This window comes from Streptomyces coeruleorubidus (assembly GCF_008705135.1).
Classification (GTDB): Bacteria; Actinomycetota; Actinomycetes; order Streptomycetales; family Streptomycetaceae; genus Streptomyces; species Streptomyces coeruleofuscus.
Genome location: NZ_CP023694.1, coordinates 4,314,167 through 4,331,545, shown reverse-complemented (window position 1 = coordinate 4,331,545; position 17,379 = coordinate 4,314,167). Strand labels below are relative to the sequence as shown.

General features: G+C 72.7%; 17 protein-coding genes and 1 pseudogene. 6 read left to right on the top strand and 12 right to left on the bottom strand.

Annotated features, from left to right (window positions below; genetic code table 11):
* Window positions 1-7: 7 nt before the first annotated feature.
* The gene (locus CP976_RS19895) at window positions 8-2,062 is read right to left on the bottom strand and encodes a HelD family protein (RefSeq protein ID WP_150481604.1); all 2,055 of its coding nucleotides are present in this window, start codon (window positions 2,060-2,062) and stop codon (window positions 8-10) included.
* A gap of 296 nt (window positions 2,063-2,358) precedes the next feature.
* Here CP976_RS19895 and CP976_RS19890 point away from each other — a divergent pair, with 296 nt between their 5' ends.
* A complete protein-coding gene (locus CP976_RS19890; RefSeq protein WP_086848789.1) occupies window positions 2,359-2,550 on the top strand; it encodes a hypothetical protein in 192 nt (63 codons plus the stop codon).
* 21 nt (window positions 2,551-2,571) lie between these two features.
* On the opposite strand, the gene CP976_RS19885 is transcribed toward CP976_RS19890, so the two are convergent.
* A complete protein-coding gene (locus CP976_RS19885) occupies window positions 2,572-4,215 on the bottom strand; it encodes a DNA repair helicase XPB (RefSeq protein ID WP_150481603.1) in 1,644 nt (547 codons plus the stop codon).
* A 208-nt stretch (window positions 4,216-4,423) separates the two neighbouring features.
* Between CP976_RS19885 and istB the strand changes: the two genes are divergently transcribed.
* A complete protein-coding gene (gene istB / locus CP976_RS19880) occupies window positions 4,424-5,665 on the top strand; it encodes an IS21-like element helper ATPase IstB (RefSeq protein ID WP_150481602.1) in 1,242 nt (413 codons plus the stop codon).
* Here istB and CP976_RS19875 read toward each other — a convergent pair.
* The 3 genes from CP976_RS19875 to CP976_RS19870 form a co-directional block, all read right to left on the bottom strand.
* Window positions 5,643-5,834, bottom strand: a complete 192-nt coding sequence (locus CP976_RS19875; RefSeq protein WP_150481601.1) for a hypothetical protein — start codon at window positions 5,832-5,834, stop codon at window positions 5,643-5,645. The genes istB and CP976_RS19875 overlap by 23 nt on opposite strands.
* A 102-nt stretch (window positions 5,835-5,936) precedes the next feature.
* A complete protein-coding gene (locus tag CP976_RS44355; protein ID WP_256984351.1) occupies window positions 5,937-6,068 on the bottom strand; it encodes a hypothetical protein in 132 nt (43 codons plus the stop codon).
* A gap of 175 nt (window positions 6,069-6,243) precedes the next feature.
* Complete coding sequence (locus CP976_RS19870; protein ID WP_150481600.1) at window positions 6,244-8,778, bottom strand: helicase C-terminal domain-containing protein; 2,535 nt, start codon at window positions 8,776-8,778, stop codon at window positions 6,244-6,246.
* Window positions 8,779-8,931: 153 nt separating this feature from the next.
* Between CP976_RS19870 and CP976_RS19865 the strand changes: the two genes are divergently transcribed.
* Together CP976_RS19865 and CP976_RS19860 are read left to right on the top strand one after the other, a co-directional pair.
* The gene (locus CP976_RS19865) at window positions 8,932-9,948 is read left to right on the top strand and encodes a hypothetical protein (protein WP_150481599.1); all 1,017 of its coding nucleotides are present in this window, start codon (window positions 8,932-8,934) and stop codon (window positions 9,946-9,948) included.
* A 72-nt stretch (window positions 9,949-10,020) separates the two neighbouring features.
* Window positions 10,021-10,644: an HAD family hydrolase gene (locus CP976_RS19860; RefSeq protein WP_150481598.1), complete on the top strand. Its 624-nt coding sequence runs from the start codon at window positions 10,021-10,023 to the stop codon at window positions 10,642-10,644.
* Here CP976_RS19860 and CP976_RS19855 read toward each other — a convergent pair.
* Window positions 10,623-10,871, bottom strand: a complete 249-nt coding sequence (locus tag CP976_RS19855) for a hypothetical protein (RefSeq protein ID WP_086601337.1) — start codon at window positions 10,869-10,871, stop codon at window positions 10,623-10,625. The two genes, CP976_RS19860 and CP976_RS19855, sit on opposite strands and share 22 nt — an antisense overlap.
* Window positions 10,872-11,033: 162 nt before the next feature.
* Between CP976_RS19855 and CP976_RS19850 the strand changes: the two genes are divergently transcribed.
* Entirely contained in the window at window positions 11,034-11,417 is a 384-nt protein-coding gene (locus CP976_RS19850) for a cold-shock protein (RefSeq protein ID WP_010035896.1), read from the top strand.
* Between the two features lie 5 nt (window positions 11,418-11,422).
* On the opposite strand, the gene CP976_RS19845 is transcribed toward CP976_RS19850, so the two are convergent.
* The 4 genes from CP976_RS19845 to CP976_RS19830 all read right to left on the bottom strand — a co-directional run bounded on the left by CP976_RS19845 (window position 11,423) and on the right by CP976_RS19830 (window position 15,000).
* The gene (locus CP976_RS19845; protein ID WP_150481597.1) at window positions 11,423-12,271 is read right to left on the bottom strand and encodes a 1,4-dihydroxy-6-naphtoate synthase; all 849 of its coding nucleotides are present in this window, start codon (window positions 12,269-12,271) and stop codon (window positions 11,423-11,425) included.
* Window positions 12,261-13,061 carry a futalosine hydrolase gene (locus CP976_RS19840; RefSeq protein WP_190146922.1) on the bottom strand — a complete coding sequence of 267 codons (801 nt, stop codon included), beginning with the start codon at window positions 13,059-13,061 and terminating at the stop codon, window positions 12,261-12,263. The genes CP976_RS19845 and CP976_RS19840 overlap by 11 nt, the downstream gene beginning before the upstream one ends.
* Entirely contained in the window at window positions 13,031-13,504 is a 474-nt protein-coding gene (locus CP976_RS19835; RefSeq protein ID WP_190146923.1) for a DUF2771 domain-containing protein, read from the bottom strand. Before CP976_RS19835 ends, CP976_RS19840 begins: the two co-directional genes overlap by 31 nt.
* Before the next feature lie 62 nt (window positions 13,505-13,566).
* A complete protein-coding gene (locus CP976_RS19830) occupies window positions 13,567-15,000 on the bottom strand; it encodes an MFS transporter (protein WP_150481596.1) in 1,434 nt (477 codons plus the stop codon).
* 282 nt (window positions 15,001-15,282) lie between these two features.
* Here CP976_RS19830 and CP976_RS19825 point away from each other — a divergent pair, with 282 nt between their 5' ends.
* Window positions 15,283-16,197, top strand: coding sequence for a DUF3027 domain-containing protein (locus CP976_RS19825; RefSeq protein WP_150481595.1), 915 nt, complete (start codon window positions 15,283-15,285; stop codon window positions 16,195-16,197).
* Window positions 16,198-16,224: 27 nt separating this feature from the next.
* Here CP976_RS19825 and CP976_RS42950 read toward each other — a convergent pair whose 3' ends face one another.
* Window positions 16,225-16,365 (bottom strand): hypothetical protein, encoded by a 141-nt coding sequence (locus CP976_RS42950; protein WP_167537371.1) that lies wholly within the window; start codon window positions 16,363-16,365, stop codon window positions 16,225-16,227.
* A gap of 88 nt (window positions 16,366-16,453) precedes the next feature.
* Window positions 16,454-17,316 (bottom strand): annotated as a pseudogene (locus CP976_RS19820) (helix-turn-helix domain-containing protein).
* Window positions 17,317-17,379: the final 63 nt, after the last annotated feature.

Sequence of the window (17,379 nt, the reverse complement as noted above, 5' to 3'; positions counted from 1 at the left end):
CGAGGCTTCAGCGAAGGGGAGTTGACGCCAACTGTGGCGGCAGCCCGGCCGCGTGCGTGACGACAAGGCCGGACACCGCGCGCGTCAGCGCCACGTACAGGCGTCGCAAGCCCGTCCGTTCGTCCGGCTCGCCGTCGACCACCGCCCGGGGCTCGTCCAGGACGACGTAGTCGTACTCCAGACCCTTGGCGAGCGACGCCGGGACCAGGGTCAGGCGGGTCTCCTGGGTGGTCTCCTCGCCGGGGCCGAGGTACGGGATCCCGGCCTCCGTCAGGGCCGCCGCCAGCTCCGGGACCCGGGCGTCCGCCGCGATCAGGCCCGTCGAACCCTCGTGGCGCAGGGATGCGCGGCAGGCGTCGACCACGTCCGTCGTCCCCGCGACCGGCCGGACCTCGAAGTGCCCCGGGTTCTCACGGATCGACACGACCGGGGTGAGCCCCGGGGCGATGTGCGGGAGCAGCCGGGAGGCGTAGGTGATGACGTCCGTCGGCACGCGGAAACCGGCCGTCAGCTCCTCGATCACCGCCTCCGGCTTGCCCAGGTGGGTCAGTGCCTCCTCCCATCCCCGGGTCGCCCACGGCGTCGTGCCCTGCGCCAGGTCGCCGAGGACGGTCGCGCTGCCGGTCGTGCAGCGGCGGCCGACCGCCCGGTACTGCATGGGGGAGAGGTCCTGTGCCTCGTCGAGGACGACATGGCCGAGGGAGTGCGTGCGCTGGATCAGGTCGGTGGCCTCGTCGATGAGAACGGCGTCGGCGGCCGACCACTGGGCGGACTTGACGCTGCGCGCCGGTTTCGTCCACAGCACCGCCTTCTGCTCCTCCTCGTCGAGGATCCCCGCCGCGTGTCCGGCGAGGAAGTCCGGGTCCGACAGCAGGCGCAGCACCAGCTTCGCCGGGTCGACGGCCGGCCAGACCGCCTTGACGGCGGCCTTGACCGCGCTGTTGCGGGCCACCGCGTCCTGCACCCGGTCGTCCGGCGCCTCCCCCGACCGCTCCATCTGCACCAGCACGGCGTGCGCGATGCGCTGCGGCAGGGCCTCGCGGGCGGCGCCGTAGCGGATGTCGCGGTCGAGCAACTCGCGGACGATCTCCTCCAGTTCGTACGCCGCCACGCGCCACCGGCGGGAGCCGCGCACGACCACGACCGGCTCGGTGGGCATCGTGACGTGCGAGTAGAGGGCCCTGCGCAGCACCCGCGCCATCCGGGCGTCGCCCTTGACGACCGCGGCCGTCGCGTCGTCCGTCCCCTTGATCTCCACGTGGCCCACCAGGTCCTCGACGGTGGCCTGCTGGACCGCCAACTCGCCGAGAGCGGGGAGCACTTGCTCGATGTAGTGCAGGAAGGAACGGTTCGGTCCGATGACGAGCGTGCCGGTGCGGGCGAGGCGCTCGCGGTGGGCGTAGAGGAGGTAGGCGACCCGGTGCAGGCCGACGGCGGTCTTCCCGGTGCCCGGGCCGCCCTGCACGCACACCGTGCCGGAGAGCCCCGACCGGACGATCTCGTCCTGCTCGGGCTGGATCGTCGCGACGATGTCCCGCATCGGGCCGACGCGGGGTCGCTCGATCTCCTGCTGGAGCAGCTTGCTGGTCCGGGCCGCCTCGGCGGGATCGGAGAGGTGCTCGTCCTCGTACGCCGTGATGTCGCCGCGGGTGTACCCGAAGCGGCGGCGCAGCGCGATGTCCATCGGGTCCTTCTTGGAGGCCCGGTAGAACGGCTGGGAGACCGGGGCGCGCCAGTCGATGACCATCGGGTCGCCGTCGGCGTCGTGCACATGCCGCCGCCCGATGTAGAAGCGTTCCCCTTCCGCGCCCTCGGCCTGCTCGGCGCCCGGTGCGCGCAGGTAGTCGAGCCGGCCGAAGAACAGCGGCGTGTCGCTGAGGTCGGCCAGGGCCTTGATGCGCTCCTCGATCTGGCGGGCCAGCACCTCCGCGTTGACCCAGTTCGCGGTGACGTCGGTGATGTCGAGGGCCTCGACGTCCTCGCGCATGGCACGCAGGGCGGAACGGGACGCGGAGAGGTGGGAGCGCTCACGGGAGAGCGGGTCGTCGACGGGCGTGGACAAGGGGGTGCCTCCGGAGGACCTGCTGAAGGGATGGCGGTGAGATGCCGGCCGGTTTCCGTCCGGTCGGCGGCGCTCCGGGAGGGAGGCGGGCAAGAGCGGAGATCTTAGAGCAGCGGGGGAGCCGACCGCCAACGGTTTTCTCGTCCCCTGTTCCTCGTCTCTTGTTCCTCATCCCCTAGGGGATGAGGGCCTCCTCCCTCAGGGGCACGGGTCGGTCCGCAGGCGTACGAGCGGGGTACGCGGGTTCGGCCCTCAGACCGACGCGGACTTTACGACCGGAAACGCACCATGGAGACATGAGCGCAGCAACCTTCTCCCCCGCTTCGGCACCGGGCCGTCCGCCCGGCGCCACCGCCGTGGCAGGCAGCCACCACCGTCATCGCCTCGGCGATGCCCTGCGCGCCGTCAGGGTGTTCGCGGGCGCAGCCTTCGACGTGGTCATCCTCGGCCAGTACGGCGAGGAAGTGGGCGTGGTCCGCCGCAAGTGATCGGTGCGTGGCCGGCCGGCCTCAGCTCTCCGCGAGCAGCTCGTCCGCGTCCATGATCCGGTACGCGTACCCCTGCTCCGCCAGGAAGCGCTGGCGGTGCGCGGCGAAGTCCTGGTCGATGGTGTCCCTCGCGACCACCGAGTAGAAGTGCGCCTGGTGACCGTCGGACTTCGGCCGGAGCACCCGGCCCAGCCGCTGGGCCTCCTCCTGGCGCGACCCGAACGTGCCGGACACCTGGATCGCGACCGTCGCCTCCGGCAGGTCGATCGAGAAGTTCGCGACCTTCGACACGACGAGCACGCTGATCTCGCCCTCCCGGAACGCGTCGAACAGCTTCTCCCGCTGCGCGTTCGACGTCTCGCCCTTGATCACGGGCGCCCCGAGGTGCTCACCCAGCTCGTCGAGCTGGTCGATGTACTGGCCGATGACGAGGATCTGCTGCCCGGCGAAGCGGCGGACGATCGCCTCCGTGACCTTCCGCTTGGTGTCGGTCGTCGCGCAGAAGCGGTACTTCTCCTCCGCCTCGGCCGTGGCGTACGCGAGCCGCTCCGCGTCCGTCAGATTGACCCGGACCTCCACACAGTCGGCGGGCGCGATGTATCCCTGCGCCTCGATCTCCTTCCACGGCGCGTCGAACCGCTTGGGCCCGATCAGGGAGAAGACGTCCGACTCGCGCCCGTCCTCACGCACCAGCGTGGCCGTCAGGCCCAGCCGCCGCCGTGCCTGGAGATCCGCCGTGAACTTGAACACCGGGGCCGGCAGCAGATGCACCTCGTCGTAGACGATCAGGCCCCAGTCCCGGGAGTCGAACAGCTCCAGGTGCGGATAGACGCCCTTCCGCTTGGTCGTCAGCACCTGGTACGTGGCGATCGTGACGGGCCGGATCTCCTTCTTCGTCCCGCTGTACTCGCCGATCTCGTCCTCGGTGAGCGACGTCCGCCGCACCAGCTCGTGCTTCCACTGCCGGGCGGAGACCGTGTTCGTGACGAGGATCAGGGTCGTGGACTTCGCCTGCGCCATCGCCCCGGCGCCGACCAGCGTCTTGCCCGCGCCACAGGGCAGCACGACCACGCCCGACCCGCCGTGCCAGAAGTTCTCCACCGCCTGCTTCTGGTACGGCCGCAGCGCCCAGCCGTCCTCGGCCAGCCCGATCGCGTGCGCCTCACCGTCGACGTACCCGGCGAGGTCCTCGGCCGGCCAGCCCAGCTTCAGCAGCGTCTGCTTGATCTGCCCGCGCTCGGAGGGGTGCACGGCGACCGTGTCCGGGTCGATGCGGGCGCCGACCAGCGGCGCGACCCGCTTCGACCGCAGGATCTCCTCCAGCACCGGACGGTCGGTGGTGGTCAGGACCAGCCCGTGCGCCGGGTGCTTGGACAGCGTGAGCCGCCCGTAGCGGTCCATCGTCTCGGCGATGTCGACCAGCAGCGCGTGCGGCACCGGATAGCGGCTGTACTGCACCAGCGCGTCCACGACCTGCTCGGCGTCGTGACCCGCGGCCCGGGCGTTCCACAGGCCCAGCGGCGTCACGCGGTAGGTGTGGATGTGCTCCGGTGCCCGCTCCAGCTCCGCGAACGGGGCGATGGCCCGACGGCAGTCGTCGGCCTGCTCGTGGTCGACTTCCAGGAGCAGGGTCTTGTCGGACTGGACGATCAGCGGACCATTCACGCGTGGCACCCTTTCCCACGGCCGGACGGCTCGGACGGCTCGGACGGCTCGAACGACTCGGCCAAACGTCCAGTGTGCCTGATCGTCGCCGTCCCGAGGGTGTGATCTGCGCGGGACCGGACCGGCTCCGGTCCTACTGAATGCCTTTTCATCCCAACGTGTGGTGTGAATTCAGTTTTTCCACGGCGGCCCCGAAGAATGGCGAACCGTGCGGAATCCCACGACCACCACGCTCGGCTACGCCCTGTTCGCCACCCGCTGGCTCCAGGCCCCGCTCTACTTCGGGCTGGTGGCCGCCCAGGGCGTCTACGTCTACAAGTTCTTCAAGGAGCTCTGGACCTTAATCCTGATGTGCGTGAGCGGGCACGCCACCGAGACGTACGTGATGCTCGCGGTGCTCAAGCTGGTCGACGTCGTCATGATCGCCAACCTGCTGATCATGGTGATCGTCGGCGGCTACGAGACCTTCGTCTCGCGCATCGGCCTCCAGGGCCACCGTGACCAGCCCGAATGGCTCTCGCACGTCAACTCCAACGTACTGAAGGTCAAGCTCGCCACGGCGATCGTGGGCATCTCGTCCGTCCACCTGCTCCAGATGTTCGTGGACGTCCACCACACCTCCCGGCACGCCCTGCTGTGGGGGACGGTGATCCACATGGCGTTCATCTTCTCGGCGGCGATCCTCGCCTACATGTCGGGCCCGATGGCCGCGCACGGGGATCGCGGACATGCCGAGCGCCCGCAGGCCGGGCCCGGGCGGACGACGCCTCCCCATGCCGAGCGGGACCACGGGGACCAGCGGCAGGGGAAGCCGGAACAGGAGGAACCGGCGGCCACGCCTGCCGTTCCCCGGCAGCCGGGCCCGGACGCGGACGCCGAGGCCCGGATCCGCGCGGCCGGGTTCCCGGCCCGCAAGCTGCTGGAGGACTTCGACCAGCAGCACCCCCGGGGCTTCGACCGGGAGACCGTGGCCCGGCTCGGAAAGGCGGAGTTCGTCGCCGCCCGGCGCAACGTGGTCCTCGTCGGCCCGCCCGGCACCGGCAAGACCCACCTCGCCATCGGCTTCGGCATGCGTGCCTGTCAGGCCGGGCACCGGGTGCTCTTCGCGACCGCCGCCGAGTGGGCCGCCCGGCTCTCCGACGCCCGGGCCGCCGGTCGGCTCGACGCGGAGCTGGCCGCCCTCGACGAGTACCCCCTGCTCATCGTCGACGAGGTCGGCTACACGCCCTTCGACGCGGCGACCGCCGGACTGTTCTTCCGCCTGGTCGCGCACCGCTACGAGCGTGCCTCGCTGATCGTGACCGGCGACCGCCCGCTCGGCCGCTGGGACGAGGTCTTCGGTGCCTCCGCCCCGGCGCTGGCGGACCGCCTCGCCCATCACGCCGACGTCGTGCGGCTGGACGGCGACAGCTACCGGACGCGCCGCGCTACTTCAGCGTGGGCAGATTGACGTTCTGGATCAGCGGTCCCTCGATGCCGATCGCCTCGTTGACCAGGGGCTCGGTGCCCGCGGCGGGCAGGGGCAGCGGCAGGGCGGGCGGGGCCGCCGCGGCGGAGGACGCGAGCACGCCCACGAGGGCGACAGTGGAGAGAGCGACGGCGGGCAGTTTTTCACGCATGGGGACGACGGGGCCTTTCGCTGACCGAGAGACGAGGGACACCCCACCGCGGGCCGGCCCGGGGGGCGCCGGGACCGGCCCGATGGGTGCGCGGGAGGCGGATCAGATCTGCGGTGTCTCGAGGACGAGGCCGGCTACATCGATGCTCACCGCGGCGGCCGGAGTGGCCAGCCCACCGAAGGTCATCAGGGCGGCGGTGGCCAGGACGGCGGCGACTCGACGGACAGCACGCATGCTGGGACTTCCTTTCCACAAGGCTCACAGGGACACCCGGTGACTGCCCCCGCCCGAACGGCGGAATGCGGCGCGCCCGGCGATGTCGCCCAAGGGTGGGACATCCCCGGCGTGGCGTGCATGAACGCCGGCGTGCACCCGAACGGGTGAGACGACGCCCGGGCGGAACGGCCCGTCAGCCCGCGTCGTCGGCGAGCTCCGCGACCCCGGTGATCCGGTGCAGCGGGTACGTACGGACCTCGTCCGCCGTGTGGTCGTACGCCGTGACGAAGCCGCCCTCGACGCGGATCGGGGCGATGACGCGCTGGCTGGCGGCGCCCTCGGCGTTGACGTAACCGATCCACAGGGCCTCGCCGGTCAGGACGGCGGCCTGCATGGTGGCGAGGGTCTCGGCGGAACCGGTGCGGGGCAGTTCCCCGTTGTCCTCCGGAGCCGTGCCGGGCTTGCGCGGGGTGGTGGAGGCGAGGTCGCCGGCCCGGATGGCGCGCAGGGCCGCCGCGAGGAGGGTGTCGTCGGGGACCGGCGGGCCGTCCGGCACCGGCTCGGGCGCCGTGCGGGGCGGCGTGCGGTGCGCGTGCGCGCGGGTGATCAGGACATCGCCCTCGGCGGACTCGGCGGCCGGCGCGAAGCCCATCGCCCGCAGGCCCTCCAGCAGCCCCGCCGGGTCGCTCTGCGCGGCCAGCACGGTCGGGGCGAGCCGGCGCAGCCCGAGTCCGGTGGCCCGCTTGTCGGCGAGGATCTCGTTGAGCACCGCGTCGTCGTCGCAGCGGACGTACGCCGAGGCCGCGCCGACGCGCAGGTGCCCGTGCCTGCGGGCCACGTCGTCGATCAGGTACGTGAGCGGCTGCGGCACCGGCGTGCGGGAGTGCGCGGCGAGGAAGGCGTGCAGGTCCGAGGCGCTCTGCCCGGCGTCGAGGGCGCGCCGCACCGAGCCGGGCGTGAACCGGTAGACAGTGGCCCCGCCCTTGGACTCGACGTCCGCCAGCACGCCCAGCATGTCGGCGAGCGGGCGCCGCAAGGGACCTGGCGCCACCGCCGTCAGGTCGGCCTGGAGCAGCACGTGGTCCAGCGGCTCGGGCAGCAGGGGAGTGAGCAACCGGGCCGCGGCGGCGGAGGCGACGGCCTGTTCGGCGGGGGAGAGGGTGGGGACATGCGTGGGTCGGTGGTGGACCGGGAGCTTGTCGCCCGGCCCGGAGGACTCCGCTTCCGGGCCCTTCGCGGGAGCCGCAGGGGCACCCAGCAGGGCCCGGCCGTGGGCCGACAGGGCACCCCTGCCCGTCACGCCCAGCATTTCCGCCTCGGACAGGGCCCACTCGGCGAGCCGGCCGCGCAGGTCGTCCTCGCGCTGGGCGCCGCGAAGCGGCCGCTCCCAGCGCAGCCGGGCCAGCACCGACTCGGCGGCCGGCGCGGCGCCCTCGGGCAGCCCGGCCAGCAGCGCCAGCACCCGGTGCCGTACCTCCGGCGCCGCCGAACGGTCCAGACCCGGCCCGAGCGCCGACAACGTCCGGTCCTTCGCGTCCCGCCCGCCCACCAGCCCGGGCGTGCGGGTCACCGGGAGCCACGCCGTGACCAGCCCGGACCAGCGCTCGGCGGCGGGCAGCTCCAGCCACTCGTCGTACGCCGGGGTCGCCGCGTACCGCTCGTCGGCCTCCCCGTCCGGGGCGATCAGCCCCGCCGCGTACGCCAGTTCCACCCAGAACGCGGCGACCGGCTCGGGCACGTCGAGGGCGACGGCGGTCCGCTTCAGGTCCCGCACGCTCAGCCCGCCGGCCCGCAGCACCGCAGGCCCGCCCTCGTCCCAGTCCTTCAGCAGCTCCTCGACGGTCGCGAGGGCGGTGTACGCCTGCCCGGCCGCAGTGCTGTCCACAACCTGTGGATGGTGCACGGCGGCGGCCTCGACCGCCGGCGGCACCGGCTCGGGCGTCCGGTGCGCGAGCCCCCGCCGCAGGTGCAGGGCGACCTCGCGCGGCAGCACGACCGTTCCGGGCGCCGTCGGCAGCAGCAGCCCCCGGTCCAGCAGCCAGCGCAGCCGGGGCGCCGGATCGGCCGTGACCTGCCCGTACGGCGGCCCCCACACCAGCCGCTCCAGCACGTCGAGGGAGTCGGCCGGGGCCTCGGCGAGCAGCGCGGCCATCCGGCGCCGGTCCGTGAACAGCTCGGTCAGGGAGGTCACCGCGGAGACCGAGTCGTGAGTCGAGGGCAGCCCGGCGGCCGTGACGATCTCCTGGATGCGCCCCGGGGACATCCCGGCGGTGGCCTCCTGGACCGTCGGGCCGAGCCCCGTCGGGGAGGGGTGCTGCGGCGAGGGCGCCAGCAGCTCACGGGCCGTGCGGACCAGCCGCAGCCGGTCGTCGCCGCCCCACACCAGGGCCTGCTCGCGCAGGACGCCCAGGGCGTGCGGCAGGGCCTGGGCGACGGCCGGGTCGGCGTCGTCGCCGGCCATGAGCCCGAGCAGTTCGTCGTACGCCGCCGGATCCGCCGCCACGGCCAGCGCCTCCGCCGTCTGGAGCGTGAACCGGTCCAGCCGCTCCAGGGCCCGCACGACCGAGGCCCGGGTCCCGGCGCGGGTCGCGAGCTGCGTGAGGTCGGTGGGTACGGGCGTGATGAGATCCGGACGGCTGCGCAGGAGCGCGCCCAGCGAGACGTCGTCCCGCCCGCGGAGTGCTTCCGCGAGGGAACGGGGGGCCGCAGGCCTGTCCTCGGTGCTCATCCGGTCCACGGTAGCGGGTCGCCTCCGGCGGCCGGGCCGGCTGTGCGCGGGCGTGCGGGGCCGGCACCGGACGGGCCTGTGGGTCGCCCGCTCGCACTCGCGGTACCGTCGACCGACGGCGTCAGCCAACGCACACGCCCCGGAGGGGACTTCGTGGGGATTGAGAGCGACCAGGTCGTTTACGAGTATCTGAGCCGCGTCGGAGACGTGGCCCAGCAGCGGCAGTTGTCGTCGGCCACCCGCATGCGTCTGGTCGCGGACCTGCGCAACGAGATCGACCGGCGCCGCGCGAAGGCCACCGTCGACTCGCCCGCCGCCGTCCGCCGCATCCTGTCCCGCCTCGGCAGCCCCGACGAGGTCGTGGCGTCGGCCGCGGACGGCACGGGCGGCGGCGCTACGACGGACAGCGCCCCCGCCGCCGTGCCCGTACAGCGCGAGGCCCGCGAGCGGGACGAGCCGGACGAGCGACCGAAGGGGGTCATGCGGCGCGTCGTACCGCGTCCCCGCCCGGCCCGGCCCGCCGAGGAGCCACGTCCCGCAGCCGGGGGCGCGGCCCCTCCCCACCTGGCCGCCGGGCACGAGCTCGGGGACAGCGCGGTCCAGCCGGACTGGTGGCGGGTGGACAGCAGCCCCTTCGGGGCGGGCGACGACGTGCCGGGCTTCGTGGGCGGCGTGGAGCTGCCGGACCTGCTGAAGCCGCCGAAGCCGAGGAAGCCGGAGCCGGCGAAGACGGCGGCCGACGAGGAGACGGCGCCGGTCGTCGAGGTCGCCGGGGTGCCCGAGGAGACGGCCGGCAAGGCGGGTCGCCGACGTCTCCCGCGCCTGCCCGCGGGCGGCTGGAGCAACCCGTTCCTCCTGATCGCCGCCGGTCTCCTCGTCGGGGGCGCCGTACTCGGCAACTGGTTCGTGCTGATCCTCGGCTGGCTCATCGCCTACGCCTCCCGCCGCCTGAGCCCGGCCGAGACGAAGTGGGCGGTCGTGATCCTCCCCAGCCTCTCCGTCGCAGCCGGCATTCTCTGGCTGTGGGGCAGGATGAACGACCGCTGGGGCACCCCGATCACAGAGGGCCACATGAACGACGCGGTGGCGCAGACCTGGCCGTGGGTGGTCAGGGGCGCGGCGGTGGCGTCGGCGCTGTTCCTGGTCTGGCGCTCACAGCGCTCCCGCTAGCCGATCAGCTCTCGCCGGCCGATCACAGGCCGATCACAGGGTGACGTCTGCCGTTCACACCGCCTGGGCACAATGGCCCATATGGCAATCACCGTCGGCTTCGACCTCGACATGACCCTCATCGACTCCCGCCCCGGCATCCGCGCCTGTTACCAGGCGCTGTCCGAGCGGACGGGGACGTACATCGACGCCGACCTGGCGGTCACGCGGCTCGGGCCGCCGCTGGCCGAGGAGCTGATCAACTGGTTCCCGGCCGACGAGGTCGAGACCGTGGCGGACGTCTACCGGGAGATGTACCCGACCATCGCCATCGCCGCGACGCCCGCGCTCCCCGGCGCCCGGGAGGCCATCGCGGCCGTACGGGAGGCCGGCGGACGCGCGATAGTCGTCACCGCCAAGTACGAGCCCAACGCCAAACTGCACCTCGCCCACCTCGGCATCGAGCCCGACGCGGTCATCGGCGACCTGTGGGCCGAACAGAAGGCGGTGGCGCTGCGCGAGCACGACGCGGGCGTCTACGTCGGCGACCACGTCGGGGACGTACGCGGCGCCCGGACGGCCGGCGCGCTGTCGGTCGCGGTGGCCACCGGCCCCTGCCCCCCGGAGGAACTGCGCGCGGCGGGCGCGGACATCGTCCTCACCGACCTGACGGAATTCCCCGGGTGGCTTTCGGACTACCGTCCCGCACGCGCCTGACGCCGGCCCGCCGCCACGGAACGCAGCACTCCCGCGCCGGCCATCAGGAATCCGACCGCCATGAGCATGCTCAGGCCGAACATATAGGTCGGAAAGGGTGTCGTCCCCAGCAACAGCGGGGCGACCGTGACCAGTGTGGCCACGGCGCCGATGAAGAAGACGATGCCACCGGCACGGACCAGACGGTCACCGGGAGCGGCGGAATTCGTTTGGGTTTTGTCACGCACCCGACCAGGGTAGTTCCCAGCGCGAAGGAACAACCGGGTGACGTCTTGTCACCGGCCTGAAGAGCATTAGCCTTGGTACCGGCGGGTCGTACGACCCGCCCGAGTGCTATCCAGAGCCGTTTCAGAAGCAGTTTTCCGACGAGTACGAGGACGAGGACAGACGTGCCTACCGGCAAGGTCAAGTGGTTCAACAGTGAGAAGGGCTTCGGCTTTCTCTCCCGCGACGACGGCGGTGACGTCTTCGTCCATTCCTCGGTCCTCCCCGCCGGAGTCGAGACGCTCAAGCCGGGACAGCGGGTGGAGTTCGGGGTCGTCGCCGGACAGCGCGGCGACCAGGCGCTGTCCCTGACGATTCTGGACCCGACCCCCTCGGTCGCCGCCGCGACCCGCAAGAAGCCGGACGAGCTGGCTTCGATCGTCCAGGATCTGACGACTCTCCTGGAGAACATCACGCCGATGCTGGAGCGGGGCCGCTACCCCGAGAAGACCGCCGGCAAGAAGATCGCGGGCCTGCTGCGCGCGGTCGCCGACCAGTTGGACGTGTAGACCGCTTACGGGAAACGCAGCGCGTTCGGGCCGAGGGGCGGCACCAGCCCCTCGGCCGCCGCGCGTGTCAGCAGCCCGCGTACGGCGGCGTAGCCGTCCTCGCCGAGGTCGGCGGTGAACTCGTTGACGTACAGCCCGATGTGCTGGTCGGCGACGGCCGGGTCCATCTCCTGGGCGTGCTCCATGACGTACGGGCGGGACGCCTCGGGGTCGTCCCAGGCGGCGCGCACGGACGTCCGGACGGAGTCGGCGAGCAGCCGCAGCTTCTGCTCGCCCAGCGACCGCTTGGCGATGATCGCGCCCAGCGGGATCGGCAGCCCGGTGGTGTTCTCCCAGTGCTCGCCCATGTCCGCGAGCTTGTGCAGGCCGTAGTTCCGGTACGTGAAGCGCGCCTCGTGGATGACGAGCCCCGCGTCGACCTTGCCGTCCCGCACGGCCGGCATGATCTCGTGGAACGGCATGACGACGATCTCGCCGACCCCGTCGCCCAGCGTGTCCGCGGCCCACAGCCGGAACAGCAGATACGCGGTCGACTTCTCGCTGGGCACGGCGACCGTACGACCGGCGAGATCGACGTCCGCCTCCCGCGTCAGCACCAGCGGCCCGCACCCCCGCCCCAGCGCACCCCCGCACGGCAGCAGGGCGTACTCGTCCAGCACGTACGGCAGCACGGCGTACGACACCTTCAGCACGTCGAACTCGCCGCGCTCGGCCATGCCGTTGGTGATGTCGATGTCGGCGAAGGTCACGTCGAAGGCGGGGGCGCCGGGGACGCGGCCGTGGGCCAGGGCGTCGAAGACGAAGGTGTCGTTCGGGCAGGGGGAGTAGGCGATCTTCAGCTGCTCACTGGTCATGCCGGTTCCAACTCTCCAGTACGGGCAGGAGCTTCCCGAAACCCTCGGTGAGGGCCGCCAGGGCGTCGGGGATGCGCCAGGCGGCGCGGTCGCGCGGCCCGACGGGATTGGAGATCGCCCGGACCTCCAGCACGGGCACCCCGTGCGCGGCGGCGGCCTCGGCCACACCGAAGCCCTCCATGGCCTCGGCCAGGGCGGTGGGGTGGCGCTCGCGGAGCGCGCGGGCCCGCTCGGCGGTCCCGGTCACGGTGGACACGGTGAGCACGGCCCCGGTACGGGCCCCGACGGCGTCGCCGACCAGCCGTACGAGGTCTTCGGGCGGGTGGTGCCGCACGGTCCCGAACCCGAGCTCCGTGACCGACACGAACCCGTCATCGGTCTCGGCCCCCAGATCGGCCGCGACGATCTCATCGGCGACGACGAGCGACCCCACGCTCGCCTCCGGCTGAAACCCCCCACCGATCCCGGCGGAGACGACGAGGTCGTAGGGGTCGCCCTGGAGGACGGCGGCGGTGAGGGCGGAGGCGGTGGAAGCAGCGGCGAGGGCGGGCCCCACACCGGCGGCGATCACCTGGAGGTCGAGCGCCCCGCCGCCGTGGGCAGTCGTTCCGCTGGGGCGGAACGGGTGGGCACGGCCCACAACGCCGAGTGCCTCTTCATCGGACCCCGGGGGCAACGCCCCAAAGGCCCGAGCCACCGCGTCCCGTTCAACGACAACCGCGGTGGCAACAAGCACCCTGCCCAGCCCAGCGGCAGCGATTACGCGTCCTTCTCCAGCTTGAAGTTCCACAGCCCCGACGTGTCCTTCTCGCCCTGCTTGATGGACACCAGCGTCGAGTTGCCCTGCGCCCCGTACTGGGCGTTGAAGAACACGCTGCCCGGAATGGTGCGGTACGTCTTCGTGCTGGAGTCGGTCAGCGGCTGACCGTTCATCAGGATCGTCCAGCCCTTGTCGGCGATCTCCGGGTCGACACCGAACCGCACGGTCTCGTCCGGGTCGACGGAGATGGTCTTGACGCCCTTGTCCTTCAGGCACTGCGTGAGGTCGGACGACTTCAGGGCGTCGCCCTCGCCGCCACAGGTGGCCTCGGAGTTCACCGAGTCGCTGCCCACGGTGACCGTGGCCATCGGCGTCGGCTTGTCACAGGCGGAGAGGACGAGCAGTCCGGCGGATACGACGCCGGCGGCGGCGACGGCGCGGCGGCGTCGCACAGCGGATTGCAACGTGGTCATGGGCGAAGGCTATCGGGCCTGCCAGTCGGACCGCCCACGAGGGGTACGGCGTGCCCGTACGGCTATGCCACGCGCGGCCGTGTCGCACCGCCGCGCCGGGCCGAGCCGATCAGCCCCCGTACGGTCGTCAGCCAGCCCGTGCCGACGATCGCGGCGCCCACCGCCAGCCCGAGCGTGCCGTTGAGCGGCATCGCGATGCCGACCGCCCCGCCCAGCACCCAGGACATCTGGAGCAGCGTCTCGGAGCGGGCGAAGGCCGACGTGCGGACCAGTTCGGGCACGTCCCGCTGGATCAGCGCGTCGAGCGACAGCTTGGCCAGGGCCTGCGCGAAGCCGGCGATCGCGGCCAGGCCGGCCACCAGGATCGCGCCGAAGAACAGCGCGGCCGTGATCGCCGCGCCCAGCACGCACGCCACGACCGTCACGATGATGATCTCCGGCGCCCGGGACCGTAGCCACGCCCCCACGGCCGTACCGAGCGCGTTGCCGACGCCCGCCGACACGCCCACGATCCCCAGGGACACGGCGGCGCTCTGGCCGGAGATCGGGTGCTCGCGCAGCAGGAAGGCGAGGAAGAAGATCAGGAAGCCGGTGAGACAGCGGATGGAGGCGTTGGCGGCCAGGGCGTGGGTGACGGCCGGGCCGACCGTGCGCAGCCCGGGGCGCTTGACGGGACGGCGGTGCGGCCCGTGCAGGTGCTCCTCGTCCGCGGCCAGCAGGGCGGTGTCTTCCCCCTTGGCGGAGTCGACCTTCGGCGGCAGCGTGAACGACAGGAACGTCCCTGCCACGAAGATCACGAAGGCGCCGTAGAGGGGCCAGCGTGGCCCGACCTGCTGGAGCCCGGCGCCGATCGGGGCGGCGATGCCGGTGGCCAGGAGCCCGCCGAGGGTGACGCGCGAGTTGGCCTTCACCAGGGAGAAGCCGGGCGGCAGCAGCCGGGGCACGACGGCGCTTCTGACCACCCCGTACGCCTTCGACGCGACGAGGACGCCGAGCGCCGCCGGGTACAGCTGGATGCTGCCGCTGACGACCGCGCCGGACAGGATGAGCGCGAGCAGTGCCCGGGCCAGCATCGCCCCGGCCATCGCGGCCCGGCGGCCGTGCGGGATGCGGTCGAGGAGCGGGCCGATCACCGGCGCGAGGAGGGTGAAGGGCGCCATGGTGATGGCGAGGTACAGCGCGACCCGGCCGCGGGCCTCGTCGGTCGGCACGGAGAAGAACACGGTCGACGCGAGGGCGACGGTGATCATCACGTCTCCGGCGCCGTTCACGCCGTGCAGTTCGATCAGCTTGCCGAGGCCGGACTCGCCGGCGCCGTGCGCGTGCGTGGCCTTGCGGATGCCGCGTGCGGTGCCGGTGAAGGGCAGGTGCAGGGCACGGCCGACCGTGCGGAAGGAGCCGCCCACACGGCCCGGCCCGCTCAGTCGGCTGCTTCCCTTGACCCCTTTCGACCCACCGGTCCCGGTGTCGCCCTGGGGCGTCCTCGCGGCTGCCACGACGTCATAGTGCCCCGAGATGGCTGTGGGTAGTGCCATTACCGCTTGTATAGGGCCTGTGGGGTGAGTGTCCCGGTTGTTGGCGCCCGATCGGCACGGTGGCCGGAGGCATCGGTCAGGACCGTCGGTGTACGCGAAGTGGGGCGGAAGGGTAGCGTGCGTATCTCAGCCATCCCGCAAAATGGATGAAGGACGTCGACGCGGTCCCCTGGTCCGCTCCGTCCGCCCCCGGCGCTGGGAGTGGCGCACTCGTGAGACGGCGTATGGAGAGAAGCGATACCTGTGAGCGCAGCGACAACGCGAAGCCGCACCCCTGACCGTCTGTGCGCCGAGGCCGTCGACCTCGCCCGCGCCGCAGCCGAGGAGGCCGCGGCACCAGGAATCGTCGGCGAGCACGTGGAGCTGGTCTCCGAAGGGGATCGCGTTGTCACGCACTTCTTCGAGTGCAAGGAGCTCGGGTACCGGGGCTGGCGCTGGGCCGTGACGGTGGCCCGGGCGTCCCGGGCGAAGATCGTCACGGTGGACGAGGCGGCGCTGCTGCCCGGCCCGGACGCGGTGCTCGCGCCCGAGTGGGTGCCGTGGAGCGAGCGGCTGCGGCCCGGCGACATGGGTCCGGGCGACCTGCTGCCCACGGACGCCGAGGATCTGCGCCTGGAGCCCGGCTGGACCGGCGAGGACGAGCCGCCGCCGAACTCCGTCGTCTCCGAGGACATGGCCGCCCTGGCGGAGGCCGAGGACGCGGAGGTCACGGCGGGCCCCCTGGCCGTCCCCGCCCGCGGTTCGATCGCGGCGGTGGCCGAGGAACTCGGCGTACGCCGTGCCCGGGTGCTGTCCCGCTACGGCCTGCACATCGCCGCCGACCGCTGGGAGGAAGCCTTCGGCCCCAAGACCCCGATGGCGCAGGCGGCCCCCGCCGCCTGCGTGAGCTGCGGCTTCCTGCTCCGCATCGGGGGCTCCCTGGGCCAGGCCTTCGGCGTCTGCGCCAACGAGTTCTCCCCGGCCGACGGCCGCGTCGTCTCCCTGGCCTACGGCTGCGGCGGCCACTCCGAGGCCGCGGTCATGCCGAAGCCGCCGCAGCCGGCCCCGCCGGTCATCGACGAAACCCGGGTGGACCCGTTCCCGCTGCGCCCGGCCTCGGACTCGGGCTCGGTGCCGGTGGCGGCGGACGAGGATACGGAGGAGCTGGGGCACTCGTAGCGGTGTCCCGGCCCGGCTGCGGAACGACTACTTGTCCTGCTCGTCCGAGAAGATCTGCTCGGCGGAGGGGGCGATCACGGCGCGTCGGTGCCAGCGGCGCAGAGTCTCGGGGTCATCGCAGCTGACGATGCGCTCGCGGATCGCTTCGGGGACGTCGATGTCACGCACCTCCAGAACCTCCAGGACGTCTTCGGCGGCCCGCCGAGCCTCACCCTCGGCGCATCGCCTCGTGGGACGAGCTGACCATGGGGTGGCTTCAGGCCTTTCGTCGGAGTGGTGCGGTGGTACGGCAGTCCCGGCAGTGGCCGGGTTCGGGGGCGCGGAAGGCGCGGTCGCAGCCGTCGCAGGTCTGGAGTGGGGGCCGGGCGGTCGGTGGTGAGGCAGGCCTCGGGAACGGGGGCGGCGGTGGTAGCTGGGCGGTGAGGCGGTGGGCCAGGAGGGCGGCCGGGCGGCGGGGCCTTCGGGTGGCAGGTCGGTGGTCAGGGCGTCTCGCACGGCCGTGGGGGTGACGTCGCGCTCCAGCCAGGCTGCGACGCCGGGGGCGAGGTGGGCGGCGTCGCAGGCGGAGAGGAGCAGGCGGGGGTCGTGGCGGCGGAGGTCCGCGAGGAGGTCCGTGGCCTGCTGGAGGAGGGTGGGGGCGGGGTAGGCGGGCTGCGGTACGGCGGGGAGGGGCTTGCGCGGGGCTCGCTTCTTCGGAGCCGGGTGCGCTCGCCGTACGGTCCGGTCGTCGGGGGTCCGGTGTCCGGGCTGGTTGCAGGAGATCGTGCGGGTGATGATCCGGCCGCTGGAGACGCGTTCGCGCTCTCGCCGCAGGTAGCCGTGGGATTCCAGCTCGCGCAGGGCGGCGGCGATACGAGTCGCTCCCTCGGGGAAGCGGGCGGCGAGGGTCTTGATGTCGACGCGAGCGCCTTTCGGCAGCGACTGGATGTGGACGCCCAGCCCGATCGCGAGCAGTGACAGCTCCGGGTGCTGGGCGAGGTGGTTGCCGATCACCGTGAAGCGGGTCGTGTGGCGGGTGTTGTCGTGAACCAGGCCCGCGTGAGGGTGCCGGTTCGGGTGCTTCTTCCCGGCAACCCGGGTGTGGGCGTGCGGGGGCGCGCTAGGGTTCTGCGTATCCATCGGGAAGCTCCTACTTCCTCGGTGGTCAGGCCCTCGCACTGGGATGCCAGTCCCGGCGAGGGC

Bases quoted from the DNA above. Each gene is read 5' to 3' on its own strand.
- CP976_RS19845 (WP_150481597.1), bottom strand. From the start codon at position 12,271: ATGACCAGTGAGCAGCTGAAGATCGCCTACTCCCCCTGCCCGAACGAC.
- CP976_RS19835 (WP_190146923.1), bottom strand. From the start codon at position 13,504: ATGACCACGTTGCAATCCGCTGTGCGACGCCGCCGCGCCGTCGCCGCC.
- CP976_RS19890 (WP_086848789.1), top strand. From the start codon at position 2,359: ATGAGCGCAGCAACCTTCTCCCCCGCTTCGGCACCGGGCCGTCCGCCC.
- CP976_RS19870 (WP_150481600.1), bottom strand. From the start codon at position 8,778: ATGAGCACCGAGGACAGGCCTGCGGCCCCCCGTTCCCTCGCGGAAGCA.
- CP976_RS44355 (WP_256984351.1), bottom strand. From the start codon at position 6,068: ATGCGTGCTGTCCGTCGAGTCGCCGCCGTCCTGGCCACCGCCGCCCTG.
- CP976_RS19875 (WP_150481601.1), bottom strand. From the start codon at position 5,834: ATGCGTGAAAAACTGCCCGCCGTCGCTCTCTCCACTGTCGCCCTCGTG.
- CP976_RS19860 (WP_150481598.1), top strand. From the start codon at position 10,021: ATGGCCCATATGGCAATCACCGTCGGCTTCGACCTCGACATGACCCTC.